At 64.7% G+C, this 14,983-nt stretch carries 15 protein-coding genes; 8 read left to right on the top strand and 7 right to left on the bottom strand.

The features are described from left to right. Nucleotides 1-13: 13 nt before the first annotated feature. From AC2YJX_RS22820 to ruvC, 4 genes are all read left to right on the top strand, one after another. Nucleotides 14-925 (top strand): helix-turn-helix domain-containing protein, encoded by a 912-nt coding sequence (locus tag AC2YJX_RS22820; RefSeq protein WP_233559564.1) that lies wholly within the window; start codon nt 14-16, stop codon nt 923-925. Between the two features lie 84 nt (nt 926-1,009). Further along, a complete protein-coding gene (locus AC2YJX_RS22815) occupies nt 1,010-1,783 on the top strand; it encodes a lysophospholipid acyltransferase family protein (RefSeq protein ID WP_121421136.1) in 774 nt (257 codons plus the stop codon). Between the two features lie 2 nt (nt 1,784-1,785). Next, nucleotides 1,786-2,778: a phosphatidate cytidylyltransferase gene (locus AC2YJX_RS22810; protein WP_055395967.1), complete on the top strand. Its 993-nt coding sequence runs from the start codon at nt 1,786-1,788 to the stop codon at nt 2,776-2,778. 82 nt (nt 2,779-2,860) lie between these two features. Then, nucleotides 2,861-3,409: a crossover junction endodeoxyribonuclease RuvC gene (gene ruvC / locus AC2YJX_RS22805; protein WP_055395965.1), complete on the top strand. Its 549-nt coding sequence runs from the start codon at nt 2,861-2,863 to the stop codon at nt 3,407-3,409. 131 nt (nt 3,410-3,540) lie between these two features. On the opposite strand, the gene AC2YJX_RS22800 is transcribed toward ruvC, so the two are convergent. Next, a complete protein-coding gene (locus tag AC2YJX_RS22800; protein ID WP_055395963.1) occupies nt 3,541-4,293 on the bottom strand; it encodes a M48 family metallopeptidase in 753 nt (250 codons plus the stop codon). Nucleotides 4,294-4,650: 357 nt separating this feature from the next. Continuing rightward, nucleotides 4,651-5,136, bottom strand: a complete 486-nt coding sequence (locus AC2YJX_RS22795; RefSeq protein WP_055395973.1) for a CZB domain-containing protein — start codon at nt 5,134-5,136, stop codon at nt 4,651-4,653. Between the two features lie 203 nt (nt 5,137-5,339). Between AC2YJX_RS22795 and AC2YJX_RS22790 the strand changes: the two genes are divergently transcribed. Continuing rightward, a complete protein-coding gene (locus tag AC2YJX_RS22790) occupies nt 5,340-6,368 on the top strand; it encodes an LLM class flavin-dependent oxidoreductase (RefSeq protein ID WP_055395961.1) in 1,029 nt (342 codons plus the stop codon). Nucleotides 6,369-6,386: 18 nt separating this feature from the next. Here the strand turns inward: AC2YJX_RS22790 and AC2YJX_RS22785 are convergent, their stop codons facing one another. Then, entirely contained in the window at nt 6,387-7,163 is a 777-nt protein-coding gene (locus AC2YJX_RS22785) for a hypothetical protein (protein WP_156358642.1), read from the bottom strand. 217 nt (nt 7,164-7,380) lie between these two features. After that, on the bottom strand, nt 7,381-8,130 hold the full coding sequence (locus AC2YJX_RS22780) for an SDR family NAD(P)-dependent oxidoreductase (RefSeq protein ID WP_055395971.1): 750 nt from the start codon (nt 8,128-8,130) through the stop codon (nt 7,381-7,383). Nucleotides 8,131-8,364: 234 nt separating this feature from the next. On the opposite strand from AC2YJX_RS22780, the gene gspF reads away from it, so the two are divergent. The 3 genes from gspF to AC2YJX_RS22765 all read left to right on the top strand — a co-directional run bounded on the left by gspF (nt 8,365) and on the right by AC2YJX_RS22765 (nt 11,074). Further along, nucleotides 8,365-9,597, top strand: a complete 1,233-nt coding sequence (gspF, locus tag AC2YJX_RS22775; protein ID WP_487257356.1) for a type II secretion system inner membrane protein GspF — start codon at nt 8,365-8,367, stop codon at nt 9,595-9,597. Nucleotides 9,598-9,601: 4 nt separating this feature from the next. Then, nucleotides 9,602-10,534, top strand: coding sequence for a 5'-nucleotidase (locus AC2YJX_RS22770; protein WP_055395955.1), 933 nt, complete (start codon nt 9,602-9,604; stop codon nt 10,532-10,534). A 147-nt stretch (nt 10,535-10,681) separates the two neighbouring features. Further along, on the top strand, nt 10,682-11,074 hold the full coding sequence (locus AC2YJX_RS22765; RefSeq protein WP_370460251.1) for an EF-hand domain-containing protein: 393 nt from the start codon (nt 10,682-10,684) through the stop codon (nt 11,072-11,074). Between the two features lie 87 nt (nt 11,075-11,161). Here AC2YJX_RS22765 and AC2YJX_RS22760 read toward each other — a convergent pair whose 3' ends face one another. From AC2YJX_RS22760 to AC2YJX_RS22750, 3 genes are all read right to left on the bottom strand, one after another. Continuing rightward, a complete protein-coding gene (locus AC2YJX_RS22760; protein ID WP_029414343.1) occupies nt 11,162-11,593 on the bottom strand; it encodes a hypothetical protein in 432 nt (143 codons plus the stop codon). 318 nt (nt 11,594-11,911) lie between these two features. Next, entirely contained in the window at nt 11,912-12,418 is a 507-nt protein-coding gene (locus tag AC2YJX_RS22755; protein WP_055395969.1) for a cyanophycin metabolism-associated DUF1854 family protein, read from the bottom strand. A gap of 23 nt (nt 12,419-12,441) precedes the next feature. After that, nucleotides 12,442-14,748, bottom strand: a complete 2,307-nt coding sequence (locus AC2YJX_RS22750; protein ID WP_055395950.1) for a cyanophycin metabolism-associated ABC transporter — start codon at nt 14,746-14,748, stop codon at nt 12,442-12,444. Between the last annotated feature and the right edge of the window lie 235 nt (nt 14,749-14,983).

Below are 14,983 nucleotides of genomic sequence, written 5' to 3'. Positions count from 1 at the left end.
ACACTCGCGCCCCATGGCAACCCTGGTCCCACCTTCCGCACGGCATCCGCAGGGGCTGATCCCCTCGGGCCAGCTGTGGCTTCCGCGCGCCAGCCTGTCGGCCTGCCTGCGCGGCACCATGGTGCGCAGCACACTCGGCTACACGCTCACGGATGCGCAACGCATCAACCGCTTTCCGGCCACACCCCTTTGCAGCCTGAGCTGGTGGTTTGAAGGCCGCAGCGAAGCCCTGGTGGCAGACCGCCCCGACGCCCTGCCCGGCCTGCACAGCCCGCGCGAGGCGTATCCCGGCCGCTGGGTGCTGGCGGGCCCCCAGACCCGGCCCAGCGCCAGCTATTGCGCAGCGCCCACCCACGCCATGATGGTGATGTTCATGCCCGACGCGCTGCACCAGCTCACCGGCCTGGAGCCTGAGGCGCTGACTGACCGTTTCGTGGATGCGCAAACCGTGCTGCCACCCGACTGGATCGCGATGTGCGAAGCCGTGCAGCACCAGCCGGGCGATGCCGCCCGCATGGACTGCCTGGAGGCGTTTCTGGAACCCCGCTGGCAAGCCTGCCGTCCCGCGCAGGCGCTGCAGGTGCAGCGCTACGGCGACTGGGCCATGCACCTCGCGCAGCGCGCCGCTGTATCGGCTCCAGGCCGCAGCCTGCGCCAGCTGGAGCGCCGCATCAAGCGCTGGGCCGGGCTGCCGCTGCGCGAGCTGCGCGGCTTTGGCAAGGCCGAGCAGGCGTTTTTCGACACCATCGCTTCGGACGCCGCGAAGGGCACCGTGAAATGGGCCGACGTGGCGGCAGGCGCGGGCTTCTCGGACCAGTCGCACCTGTGCCGCGTGACGCGGCGCATCACCGGCTATGCCCCACAGGCGCTGTACGACGGCATCTACGGCGACGAGGCGTTCTGGGCATATCGCATCTGGGTGTAGTGGCCAGGGTAGCTGCAGCCGCCCGGCTGCGGCACGCCACAGTACACGCCCGACAGGGCACACCCGCCACGTATCATCCCCGCCATGCTTGCCAAGTTGATGAGTTTCCTTCTGCTGGGGATCGTGCGGTTTCTGACCGGTTCCCAGGCCCGCTGGTACGGCTGCCCGCCCAAGGCCGAGCAGCGCATTTATTTCGCCAACCACCAGAGCCACGCCGACATGGTGCTGATCTGGGCGGCGCTGCCCGAGGAGCTGCGCAGCATCACGCGGCCCATTGCCGCCAAGGACTACTGGACCAAGACGCCGTTCCGCCAGTGGATCACCACCGCCGTATTCAACGCCGTGTATGTAGACCGTCAGGCCACGCCTGCGCGGCCCCCGGCTCCCCTGGCGGTGGAGCCGGTGGGCGTGCTGGAGGCCCTTGCCACCGCCGCCAGCGACGCGGACACCGCCATGGCGGGCGGCCCCGATCCGTCGCCCGAAGCCCCGCCCCGCGCGCCCACCCCCGAGGAGCTGCGCGCAGCCCTGCCCGAGTCCGACCCGCTGGCCCCGCTGGTGCGTGCGCTGGAGAGCGGAGACTCCATCGTGATCTTTCCCGAAGGTACGCGCGGCCATGGCGACGAGCCGCAGCCGTTCAAGTCGGGCCTGTTCAAGCTGGCGCAAATGTTCCCGCAGGTGGTGCTGGTGCCCGCCTGGATCAACAACGTGCAGCGCGTAATGCCCAAGGGCGAAGTGGTGCCAGTGCCCATCCTGTGCTCAGTGACCTTTGGGGAGCCCGTGCAGCTGGAAGCAGGTGAAGAGCGTCGCCCGTTCCTCGACCGGGCACGCCGTGCAGTCATCGCGCTAAGGGAAGTCTGAACATGAACAACTTCCTCCGCAATTTGACTGCCACCCAGCAGGTCGGTGCCCTGTTCCTGGTGATGTTTGGCATCCTGTCCGTCGTCACCATCTGGGCCTTCGTACGCAATCTGCGTGAACACGCCAGCGACGACCCTGAGTCCGAAGCCCGCATTCTCGAAGCCAAGCGTTTCTGGGGGCTGCTCAAAACATCCTGGATGATGGCTTCCGTCTTCTGGATTGGCTGGGTCCTGGGCGACACGGTAGCCACCGTGCTGTTTGCCATCGTGGGGTTTTTTGCGCTGCGCGAGTTCATCACGCTCTCGCCCACGCGGCGTGGCGACCACCGCAGCCTGGTGCTGGCGTTTTTTGTGGTGCTGCCGCTGCAGTTCTGGATCGTGGGCAGCAAGCACTTTGACCTGTTCACGGTGTTCATCCCCGTCTACGTGTTCCTCGCCCTGCCCGTGGTGAGTGCGCTGGCCAACGACCCGCAGCGTTTTCTGGAGCGCAACGCCAAGCTGCAGTGGGGCATCATGGTCTGCGTGTACGGCATGAGCCACGTGCCCGCGCTGCTGCTGCTGGACTTTCCGGGCTACCGCGACAAGGGCGCGTTTCTGGTGTTTTTCCTGGTGTTTGTGGTGCAGACCTGCATGCTGGTGCAGCACCTGCTGGGGCGGCGCTTTCCGCACAAGCCCGTGGCGCCGCAGGTGAGCCAGAGTTTTCAGTGGACGAGCTGGCTGGCCGGTGTGGCGGCCGGGGGGCTGGCCGGAGGGCTGCTCACGTTCATCACCCCGTTCAAGCCCGGCCAGGCCCTCGGTATGGCGCTGCTGGCCTGCGTGGCGGGCAGCCTGGGGCACCTGGTGATGAAGGCCCTGAAGCGCGACCGCGGGATCACCAGCTGGGGCATGCAGGGCATGTCGGTCACCGGTGCGGGTGGCCTGCTCGACCGGGTGGACGCGCTGTGTTTTGCGGCGCCGGTGTTTTTCCATTCGGTGCGCTGGTACTTCGGTCTGTAAATGAACCGACCCAGAAATTTTCAAGAAAATTGGCATCTAGCGCTTTACCAACAAGCGATAGCAGCTATCAAATAGTGAGCAAATGCGCATCTTAGGCATCGACCCCGGCCTGCAGACCACCGGATTTGGCGTGGTAGACATGGACGGCCACAAGCTCAGCTACGTGGCCAGCGGCACCATCCGCACCACCACGCTGGCGCTGGGCGATCTGCCCGGGCGCCTGAAGATCCTGTTCGACGGCATCACCGAAGTGGCGGCCCGCTATGAACCCGATGTGGCCTCGGTCGAGATCGTGTTCGTCAACGTCAACCCCCAGTCCACCCTGCTGCTGGGCCAGGCACGGGGCGCCTGCATCACGGCCCTGGTGGCGAGCAATTTGCCGGTGGCCGAATACACGGCGCTGCAGATGAAAAAAGCCGTGGTCGGCCACGGGCGCGCCGCCAAGAGCCAGGTGCAGGAGATGGTGCGGCGCCTGCTCAGCCTGCCCGGCGTGCCAGGCACCGACGCGGCCGATGGACTGGGCATGGCCATCACACATGCGCATGCGGGTGCTGCCATGGGGAGGCTGGGCGAAGCCGCGACGCTGAACCGGCGCCAGCACGCGATGTACAAGGGTGGGCGGAGTTACTGACCCCAGGCGAGCCAAAGCACCGCCGCGCGGATAGGCGCCCACGGCCGCGGGGATGTCGAAATGTGCGGACAAAAAAATACCGCGCCCGAAGACGCGGTACTGCCCCACCAGGCTTTAGCAACAGCGAAAGGTCAGGCCACCTGCGTCTTCATCCGGTCCGCCCGCTCCTTGGGTGACGGATGGGTAGACAAAAAGCTGGTCGAATCCCCGCCCGACATGGCGGCGAGTTTTTCCAGCGCAGTGACGCAAGCGGCGGGCTGGTATCGCTTGGCCTTCATGAAGCCCATGGCGTAGTCGTCAGCCTCGCGCTCGTTGCTTTGCGAATGCTGGGCGCGCACCACTTTCTCGAACAGGTCACCCAGCTGCGAGCTGGCAATGGCACCGGCCTTGCCGTTGCTCGACGCCACGGCATTGCGCAGCGCGCTGGTGCGCAGGGCGGTCTGGATGCGGGCCTTGGTGTGGCCGGCCTTGACGTGGCCGATCTCGTGGCCGATCACATAGCGCACTTCATCGTCGGTGAACTTGTCCATCAAACCCGAATACACCCGGATGGTGCCGTTGGCCATGGCAAAGGCGTTGATCTCGGGCGTGAGGTAGACCTTGAAGTTCATCTTGAGGCCGTCGTGGGTGCCCAGGCCCGAGGTGAGTTTGGCCAAACGCTTGGCATAGGGGTTGCCTGCCGGAGCCACCTGGTTCTGGCTGTCCATCTCGGCGGACATCTGGTCGAACGTGCTCTTGAGTTCCTCGTCCGACAGGCTCTCGGACTTGGCCAGGTCCTTGCCTGCATCCAGCATCTTGCCCAGGTCAAACTGCGCCCACACGGGCGATACGGCGCTCACGCCGGAAGCCAGGGTTACGAGCGTCAACAATTTACGGCGGTCCATGGGGGTTCCCTCTCTGACGTGGTCAGCTTCTTGATTGGTCTTGAATCGATGGGTCGATTGTGTTTTTGCGCAACCAACTGCAAGCAATGGTTGGCGCGCGCCGAAGGATAGCCACGCCAACGGCGTTTCTCGCTGGCGGCCATGTCTTCAGATGTAAGAACTGTGTGCCGATGCTGGCGAGCGGGCCGAAACGGTGGGGGCTGGGCCAGGTTGCGGCGCTGGAAATCTTCGCAAAATTCAGATAAAAATGGCCTTAGCGCTTGTTTATCAAGGGTTTTAAGCTATCAAAAACAGAGCGGCCATTCACACAGCGCCGACTGGCCCTGGCCGTGCCTGTGTACACCGCGCCCCAAGGTATCAGCGCCCCAGGCCCCGCTTGAGTTCCTTGAGCAACAACAGCACCTGATTGGACGCATGGCGGCAGCTGCTATTGAGCAGTTGCACGGCCTTTTGCTGCTCGCCCGCCTGGAACGCAGTCACCACATCGGCCGCCTGCTGGTGAAAGTATTTGTGCCGGGCCACCAGCATGTCGAACGCGGGGTAATGCCCCAGCCGCACGCGCCCCGTGCCATAGAGCCATCGGCCCAGGTCGCAGCGGTCGTCCTGGCAGATGCGTTCGGGCCGCATCACTTCCTGCGAGCGGCCATTGACCATGTCCTGCAGCTGCAGGCGCCAGCGCTCATGGCTGGCAATGGCCGCGTCGATATCGATTTCGGTCATGAGCATGGAGGCGTACTCGGCGTCCAGCACCAATTCGCTGCCGTTGTCTTCCATGGCCCAGGTGGTGTCAGGGCTGGTGGGATCTTGCTCCCGGATCTTGAACAGACGACTGAAAAAACCCATGCTTGGTCCCTGTGGAGGCACCCCGTCCGCCAGCACCAGGAATGGTCCTGCCGGAAATGCCTTGAAACATTCTGTGGGGCGCGCGCGCTTTTGGCTACCAAAAAATGACCTCTTGGTAAAAACCGTGCGCGTCAACCCTTCTGGCCCTGCCAGCTCTGCCCCGGTAGCCAGCAGCAATGTGGCGAGGGCCAGACAATGCACGGATGACTTCCACTGCTCAACGCCCCGCCCTGTCCATGCTCGACCTCGTCGCCGTCCGGGAGGGCGGGACCGTAGCCGATGCGCTGCAGATTGCCCTGCGCACCGCGCAACATGCTGAAAAGCTGGGTTTTGCCCGCTACTGGCTGGCAGAGCACCACAACATGGCGGGCATTGCCAGCTCAGCCACCGCCGTGCTGGTGGGCCATATTGCCGGTGGTACCTCGCGCATCCGTGTGGGTTCTGGCGGCGTGATGCTGCCCAACCACGCGCCTCTGGTGGTGGCCGAGGCCTTCGGCACCCTGGCCGAGCTGTACCCGGGCCGCATCGACCTGGGACTAGGGCGCGCGCCGGGCACGGACCCCACCACCATGCGCGCACTGCGCCGCAGCCGGGTAGAGACAGCCGATGATTTTCCGCAGGACGTTGCAGAGTTGCAGCGCCTGCTGGCCCCGGCCGAACCAGGCCAGCGCCTGATTGCCATGCCCGGTGCGGGTACCAACGTGCCGATCTGGCTACTGGGCTCCAGCCTGTTTTCGGCGCAACTGGCGGCGGAGCGCGGGCTGCCGTATGCCTTTGCCTCGCACTTTGCCCCGCGCCTGCTGCACCAGGCCATTGACCTGTACCGCAACCTGTACCGGCCGTCCGCCGCCTGGCCCCAGCCCTATGTGGTGATCGGGGTGCCGCTGATTGCAGCCCCCACGGATGAAGAAGCGGAGTTTCTGGCCAGCAGTACCTACCAGCGGGTGCTGGGCATCCTGACCGGCGACCGGCGCCGCCTGCTGCCGCCCGTTGAGAACTACGCCGCGCGTCTGCAGCCCCAGGAGCGCGCCGCGATTGGCGACTTTCTGGCCGCTGCCGTGATCGGCGGGCCGGACACGGTGCGCGCGGGCCTTGCACAGCTCACCGAAGCCACCGGGGCCAATGAACTAATGCTCGTGAGCGATGTCTACGACCCAGCTCTACGCCTGCGCTCACTGGATATTGCGGCACAGGCCCACGCCGAAGCGTGGGAAACCTGCCAAGCCCCTTGAGGAGGGCCGGGGGAGGGCTTAGCTCTTTTGCCCGGTGTAGACGAAGGTCTCTGCCTTGCTCGCACTCTGCCCCATGATCAAGATCGCTTGGGTGGTGTCGTTGTACAGAACGACGTGCTGGACGACAACGCCATCGCCCACGGGGCAGGCGGCCCCACTGAAGGTGAGCGGCAGATCAAACACGTTCCGGCCGCTGGCGCGGGGCACCACGGTGCCGCGAATGGAGCAACCCGGGTAGGAGGGAATCGACACCAATCCACCGGTGGAAATGGAAACCGACACCAGGGGCTCCCGCACCTGGTTGCCAATGCCGGTGCCGGAATATGTACCCAGCAACTCGCTCACGACAGCAGGCTGCTCGTAGAGCACGCCATAGGTACCGGTGAACTTCACGCCCTTGGAATCCGTGACCTGCACCGAATCCCGCACCGCGTACTTGCCGCTATAGCTGACCGCCACCGTCGTCCGGCTGGCAAGGTTTGCCTCATCCACCACATTGAGATAGCGCCCGGTGCCAGAGACAACATCTGGGCCCGACGTCTGAACGGCGCCTTGCGATATGCCCACCACGGCGCCCACTGCATCGGTCAGGATGCTCCAGGATTCGCCGTTCTCCAGCACCACACCCTGCACATTCAGAGGGTCGGTGGTCGCCCCGGTCCACAGGCCTTCCACGCCGGTGACCACGGTCGCAGGAGGCTTTGGCGCAGGTGGCGCCACATCATCCCCGCCTCCGCCGCAAGCAGATAACACCAAAGCGGCAACCAGTCCTCCCAGGGCAGTCGTCTTATTCACTTTCTTCTCCTTTGTGAGTCAAATCTGGGGGGCTGCGCCATGGCGCGGCCCCAACTGCCGCATCTTAAGCGCAGGCACCGCAAGCGGCACACGGCAAAATAGCATACGGTGGCGGGCCGTCTCACCCACGCCACATCGGGTTCGAGGAGAACTTCATCAGAGGCAGCCACCCTTTCCAGCCATCCAGTTTCGATGGCTCCAACGCCGCGCCGGTGTTTTATCGCGCCAGGTAGCCGCCATCCACCGGGTAATACGCCCCGGTCACAAACGACGCCTTGCTGGACGCCAGCCAGGTCACCAGCTCGGCCACCTCTTCAGGTTGCCCCAGGCGGCCGATGGGGTGGGCGCCCACCAGCATCGCGTTGATGCCAGCATCCTGCTCCAGCCCGCTGATCATGGGCGTATGGATAAAGGCAGGCCCGACGGCATTGATGCGCACGCCATGGGCGCTGTATTCAATCGCAGCCGCCTTGGTCAGCCCCACCACACCATGTTTGGCCGCGGTGTAGGCCGGGGCGGTGGCAAAACCCACCGATCCCAGGATGGATGCCATGTTGATGATGGAGCCGCCGCCATTCTTGAGCATGGCTGCGATCTGGTATTTCATGCCGTAAAACACGCCGGAGAGGTTGATGTTGATGACCTGGGCCCAGCCATCCAGGGGGTAATCGGCCGTGGCCGCCTGCGGGCCGCCGATGCCCGCGTTGTTGCAGGCGATGTCCAGCCGGCCGTAGTGGGCCACGGTGCGGTTCACCAGCGCTTCGCAGTCCTCAGGCTTGCCCACATCGGCAGCCACAAAAATGGCATCGCCCCCGGCTGCGCGTACCAGCGCCGCCGTTTCCTCACCCGCCTGCACATTCACATCCGACACTACCACCTTGGCGCCTTCGCGTGCCCACACCAGCGCAATAGCACGCCCAATGCCCGACGATGCCCCGGTGACCAACGCAACCTTGTTCTTCAGCATGAAAGACTCCTTGTTCATTCAGAACACCTGCAACCCGATGCCACAGATCGCTTTTCATTCTGCGCGCCCAACGCGTCAGCGCCTTGACCTGGGTCATCCCGCTGGCAAGGGTACTGGCCCACAGCCATGGGCCTTGGGTACCGGCTACCATCAGGGGCTGCAAGGTTTTCGCCCGCATCAGCCTGTTGTGTGACCGCCTGATTTCCACGCCACCGCCATACCGCCCGCACCCGCATGCCTGCTTTTTCCTTTGAAGCCCTGGACGCCCAGGGCCAGACCCGCAAGGGCCTCATGGAGGCCGACACCGCCAAGGCCGCGCGCAGCCTGCTGCGAGCCCAGGCCCTGGTGCCCCTGGCGGTAGAGCTGGTGCAGACCGGCCAGTCGCTGGATGGCAGCTCGGCCAGCCTCAGCCAGCGCCTGTTCACGCGGCCCGTGTTCAGCGCCACGGGCCTTTCGATCTGGACGCGGCAGATTGCCGGGCTGGTGTCTTCCGGCCTGCCGCTGGAGCGCGCCCTCACGGCACTGTCTGAAGAAGCCGACGACGAACGCCAGCGCCATCTGGTGGCCGCACTGCGCGCTGAGGTCAATGCCGGGGCCACGTTTGCGCGCGCCCTGTCGCAGCACCCGCGCGAGTTTTCCGATATCTACTGCGCGGTGATCGGCGCGGGCGAGCACAGCGGCAACCTGGGCCTGGTGCTGGAGCGCCTGGCCGACGACCTGGAAGAACGCCAGGCGCTCAAGGCCAAGCTGGTGGGCGCTGCGCTGTACCCCGCCATCGTGACCATCGTCGCCATCGTGATCGTGCTCTTCCTCGTGGGCTACGTGGTGCCCCAGGTGGCCAGCGTGTTTGCGGGCACCAAGCGGGCGCTGCCGTTTCTGACCGTGGCCATGCTGGGCATCAGCGCTTTTGTACGCAGCTATGGCTGGATGATGCTGATTGCTTCTGTTTTGATCGCTTTTGGCACACGCTGGGCGCTGACCATCGGGCATGTTCGCGAAAAATTCGATGCCGCCTGGCTCAACCTGCCGCTGGTGGGCAAACTGGCGCGCGGCTACAACGCGGCGCGTTTTGCGGGCACCTTGGCCATGCTGGCGGGTGCGGGCGTACCCATCCTCAAGGCGCTGCAGGCCGCCGCCGAAACGCTGAACAACCGCGCCCTGCGCGCCGATGCACTCGAAGCGCTGGTGCTGGTGCGCGAAGGTGCGCCCCTGGCCTCGGCGCTGGCGCAGAAAAAGCGCTTCCCCGGCCTACTGTCCATGTTTGCGCGCCTGGGCGAGCAGACGGGGCAACTGCCGGTGATGCTGCAGCGCGCCGCCAGGCAGCTTTCCACCGAGGTCCAGCGCCGCGCCATGGCGCTGGCAACCATCCTGGAGCCTTTGCTCATCGTCGGCATGGGCCTGATCGTGATGCTCATCGTGCTGGCGGTATTGCTGCCGATCATCCAACTGAATCAGTTCGTGAAGTGACCCTATGGCTGTGACACTGGACGACAAGCTGGTGGTGGCGATCTCATCGCGGGCGCTGTTCAACTTCGAAGAGGAAAACCGCGTCTTCGAGCACGAGAGGGATGACCGCGCCTATGTGGACCTGCAGCGCCAGCGCCTGGACGTGCCCGCCGCGCCCGGCGTGGCGTTCTCGCTGGTGCGCAAGCTGCTCGCCTTCAACACCTCGGAGCACCAGCGGGTGGAGGTGGTGCTGCTCTCGCGCAATGACCCGGTCAGTGGGATGCGCGTGTTTCGCTCCTGCAACGCCCATGGCCTGCCCACCATCCAGCGCGGCGTGTTCACCCAGGGGCGTGACCCGTTTCGCTACCTGCGACCGCTGGGCGCACACCTGTTCCTGTCTGCCAACGAGGCCGATGTGCGCGAGGCGCTGCACCTGGGCTACCCGGCCGCGCGGGTGATCACCGAATCGGTACAGGCAGGCGACGCCAACCCGCAGGAAGTGCGCATTGCCTTTGACGGCGACGCCGTGCTGTTCTCCGATGAGGCCGAGCGTGTGTACCAGGCCGAAGGCCTGGCCGCCTTCCAGCAGCACGAAACCGACAAGGCCGCCCTGCCCCTGCCCGATGGCCCGTTCAAGCCTTTGCTGGCGGCGCTGCACCGGCTGCAATCCGCCGGAGAGGCCGGCGGCACCACCGGCATGCGCATCCGCACCGCACTGGTCACGGCGCGCAGCGCCCCGGCGCACGAACGCGCGATCCGCACGCTGATGGACTGGAACATCGATGTGGACGAAGCCATGTTCCTGGGTGGCCTGCCCAAGGGCGAATTCCTGCGCGAATTCGAACCCGACTTTTTCTTCGACGACCAGACAGGCCATGTGACCTCAGCCGCCCGTCATGTGCCAGCCGGGCATGTGAGCAGCGGTATCTCCAACCCCCTGCGCCCTGCCGACGGTTAACCCGGGGCCGGACACGGACCCACGTTCCTTCGAAAAGTTTTGCAATCCCCTGCAACTCCCGGTGAAAGCTGCAAGCCTTGGGTTGCATTCCGCCCACGCACGCCCAGCTGTGCCAACATCGTTGCCAGTCCACAGAAGGAGCCTGTTTTGCGCATCAGATTTTCCCTGGCCGCCTGCGTGATGAGCACCCTGGCGACAGCCTTGGGCACCACTGCGCTGGCCATGCCCCCTGCAACTGCGTCGGCACCGCCTGCACCCGCTGCCAGCACCCCCGCGGAATCCCAGGCAGCCCTGACCAAAGGCGAGATCAAGGCCATGCGCGAGTTCAAGATGCTGGACTTCAATGGGGACGGCAAGCTCAGCCGCACCGAGGTCAAGCTCTTTCCCCGCCTGGCCGCCGCGTTCGACGATGCAGACACGGACAAGGATGGCTACGTGTCGTACGAGGAAGTGCGGGCCTTTGCCGCCAAGTACCGCGCGGAGCGGGATCAGCAGCGGGCGGCCCAGGCAGCGGCTCCCGCTTCATCGCCCCGGCCTTGAGGCCAGAATGGGGCAAAAATTGAATGAAATAAGGCTCCAGCGCTTATCAGTTATGCGCAAACAGCTATAATTTTAGGAGCAAAACCCTCACAAGCCGCCAGTGCGCTTGATCTTGGGGTCCGAGTAGGTCAGCGGCTCGTTCTTGACCTGCTGGGCCATGCGCTCCTGCAGGGTCATCTTGTTGATGTCCTGCGCCACCTCCACCGCACTGCCACTGGCCCGCCACATCGACTGGATCAGTTCCAGCAGTTGTTTGTAGATCGGCTCCTTGGGGGGCTCGGGCGGTTCTTCCACGGTGTCTTTTTTCTTGACCTCGGTCCAGTCCCGGTTTGCTACGTCGGGCGCGGAGGGCTTGTCGGGCTCGCGCACGATGGCGCCCTCGCCCAGCCGGTCCATGGATTCGACGGGATTGGATGCATTGATGGGCCGCACCGGCGGCGCGCCAGAGGCGCCAGTGGAATACAAATCAGCGCCCTGAGGACGCCAACTCGGCGATCGGTCGACAGGTGGCATTTGCATGGCAGTGGCCCCAATGGTTGATGAATAGATATGCTCGAAGTGCAGAGGCTTTTTCGCCGTCTTCGTAATCTATTACGGCAAAAAGAAGGGGAAATTTAGGTCTTTTTCACCGATTGGCTCAAATTTAGGGTTTTCCCTAATCTTTGTCACCCTTTTGGGAGCATGCGGGGGCCGGATCGGCTCACAGCCCACCGATTGCACTCATTCCCGCACCGGGTCTGGAGCTACTGGCTTGTGGGGGAGCGGGCACGGCAGGGCTTGGCACTGCCGTTGTACCTTGCCGGTGGAGACACCGGGATGACCCCGTACAGGGTCAGATCAGAGAAAGCGTTCCAGCAACCGGCGCGAATGCCGGTCCAGCGCCGTGGTGTCTTTGACGCGGAACTGCACGCCGTCGCCCCCGGCAATCAGCAAGCGGGTGCGTCCGCCCAAGCGGCGGATGTCTTCCTCGGCCTTGAGGACGAGGCTGGCAGGGCCCCGGTCCGTCTCCACCTGCCAGGTGCTGGGGGTGGAGAAGCTCGATACTGCAATGATTTTTTCGATAGTGGGCACAAACTCTCGCACTTCCAACTCTTCTTCGATGAGCTGGCGGGCGGGGGCTGGCAGCTGGTCCAGCCGGTCGATCCACAGCAGTTCGTGGCCGTCAGATCCGATCAGCGAGAGCCCTTCGGCGGGTGCCGCGATGGGGAAGGCCCGCACGGGCGTGACGCCCTCGTGGGCCGTGCCGTCGGCCAGGGTCAGAACCAGCCGACCGTGTGGATTGCGCGCCAAGGTGAACGTGGCGGAGGCGGTGGACGGCGATTGCGGGAAGGAAGGGGTGTTCATGGCGTTTTCCTGCAGTGCAGTCATCACGGGTTGCCCGCAGGGTGGGCGGGGTGCAGCAGGCTGCTGTCGATGATGACGCCGGCCGCCTGGGCGTCTTCTTCAGCACGGCGCGCCTGGGCTTCGTAGAGCCGCCAGTAGGCGCCCTGCTTCTCCATGAGTTCGTCGTGCGGCCCGACCTCCACCACTTCGCCCCGGTCCATCACTACCAAGCGGTCGGCTTTGCGCAGGGTGGACAGGCGGTGGGCGATGGCAATCGTGGTACGGCCCTGCACCAGGTTGTCGAGCGCCTTCTGGATTTCCTTCTCGGTCTCGGTGTCCACGGCCGAGGTGGCCTCGTCCAGGATCAGGATGCGCGGGTCGATCAGCAATGCGCGGGCAATGGAAATGCGCTGGCGCTCGCCGCCCGAGAGGCCCTGGCCGCGCTCACCCACGAGTGAGTCGTAGCCATGGGGCAAGCGCAGGATGAATTCATGGGCGTGCGCAGCGCGGGCCGCCGCCACGATCTCCTCGCGCGTGGCCTCGGGCTTGCCGTAGGCGATGTTCTCGGCAATGGTGCCGAAGAACAAGAAGGGCTCCTGCAGCACCAGACCGATGTGGCGGCGGTAGTCGGCCACAGCGAAACGGCGGATGTCGATGCCGTCAACCTGGATGGAGCCATCGCTCACGTCATAAAAACGGCTGATCAGGTTGACCAGCGTGCTCTTGCCTGAGCCGCTGTGGCCCACCAGGCCGATCATCTCGCCGGGGCGGATATCCAGATCCAGCCCCTTGATGACTGCGCGGCTGCCGTAGCGAAAGCCCACGCCCTGCATGGTGATCGCGCCCTGAACCTTGTCCACCTTCACGGGTTGGGCCGGATCGGGCACGTTGCTCACATGGTCCAGGATGTCGAAGATGCGCTTGGCGCCAGCGGCGGCCTTTTGCGTGACCGAGACAATGCGGCTCATTGAATCCAGCCGCCCGTAGAAACGGCCGATGTAGGCGATGAAGGCCGTGAGCACACCCACCGTGATCTGGTTGCGCGACACCAGCCAGATGCCGAAGCCCCACACCACCAGCAAGCCAATTTCAGTGAGCAGCGACACGGTGGGCGTGAACAGGCTCCAGGTCTTGTTGAGCTTGTCGTTGACTTCCAGGTTGTGTTGGTTGGCGTCGCGAAAACGCTGGGCTTCGCGCTTTTCTTGCGCAAAGGCTTTCACGACCCGGATGCCCGGGATGGTGTCGGCCAGCACGTTGGTCACTTCGGACCATACGCGGTCGATCTTTTCAAACCCGGTGCGCAGACGATCGCGCACGGTGTGGATCATCCAGCCAATGAAGGGCAGCGGCACCAGCGTGACCAGCGCCAGCCATGGGTTGATGGAGAACAGAATGGCCGCCGTCATCATGATCATGAGCACGTCGGTCACAAAATCCAGGGCGTGGAGGGACAGGAAGACGTTGATGCGGTCCGTCTCCGAGCCAATCCGCGCCATCAAATCTCCCGTGCGCTTGCCGCCAAAGTAGTCCAGTGACAGGCGCAGCAGGTGCTCGTAGGTGGTGGTGCGCAGGTCGGCGCCAATGCGCTCGGACACCAGCGCCAATATGTAAGTACGCGCCCAGGAGAGGCCCCAGGCCGCCAGCGCCGACAGCAGCAGGCCGCTCAGGTACAGCAGCACCAGGCCGGGTTCGATCTGCTTGCCGTTCTGGAACGGGATCAGGATGTCATCCATCAGCGGGATGGTCAGATACGGCGGCACCAGTGTGGCGGCGGTGGACGCCAGCGTCAGCGCAAAACCGGCGGCCAGTTGCTTGCGGTAAGGCCGGGCAAAGCGCCACAGGCGCAGCAGCACCCAGGTGGAAGTTTGGGGCGGCTGGGCGCGGGCGCAGGCCGGGCATTCATCGGTGTCGGGCGGCAGGGGCGTGTGGCAGGTGGGACAGGCGGGTTCGTCGGCCTCGTCCTCGGCGCCGTTGTCGCCCCGGGCGCTTTGTTGCTCAAAACGCTGCAGCAGACGCAGGGCCTGGGCGTGGTGCGCCAGGGTAAAGCGCCACAGCGCCAAGCGCTCGCGAGGGCTGTGCAGCTCCAGCGAGCCCACACCGCCATGGTCCTGCAGCTTGAGCGCCAGGCCATCGCCCAGGGGCCAGCTGCGCCAGGCCGTGGTGCCCGCATCACAGGTCAGCAGCCGTTCAGACGTCACCACCACCCAGCCTGCCGCAAAGCGCAGCGCCGTGCTCAGGTCAACCTGAAGCGCTGCCAGTACGTTTTCCTTGGAAGCGAGCATGGCCCGCAAATCGGCCCCCAAAGGGCCAGAAAAGACACCCGAGGCGTCCACAGAATGGTGATGTTGCATTTTTGGTTGGGTTTTCCGCCCCCGGCTGCCTGCGGTGACCGATCTCGCGAAAGCGCGAATTCTCCCCGATACTGCATGCCACGGTGCGACGGCATCCTCATTTAACGCCTCTGACGCTCATTTGGCTGACACTGCGCACAGCCTCAGGACTGGAGCACAATCCTCGTCCACAAAAGTTTCCTTTCACAGTTTCTTCCTCTCCCGCATAGCCCTTACCCGGCCGGACCAACTCACC

Source organism: Acidovorax sp. SRI_002, assembly GCF_057586455.1.
This window is presented reverse-complemented; position numbering and strand designations above follow the sequence as displayed.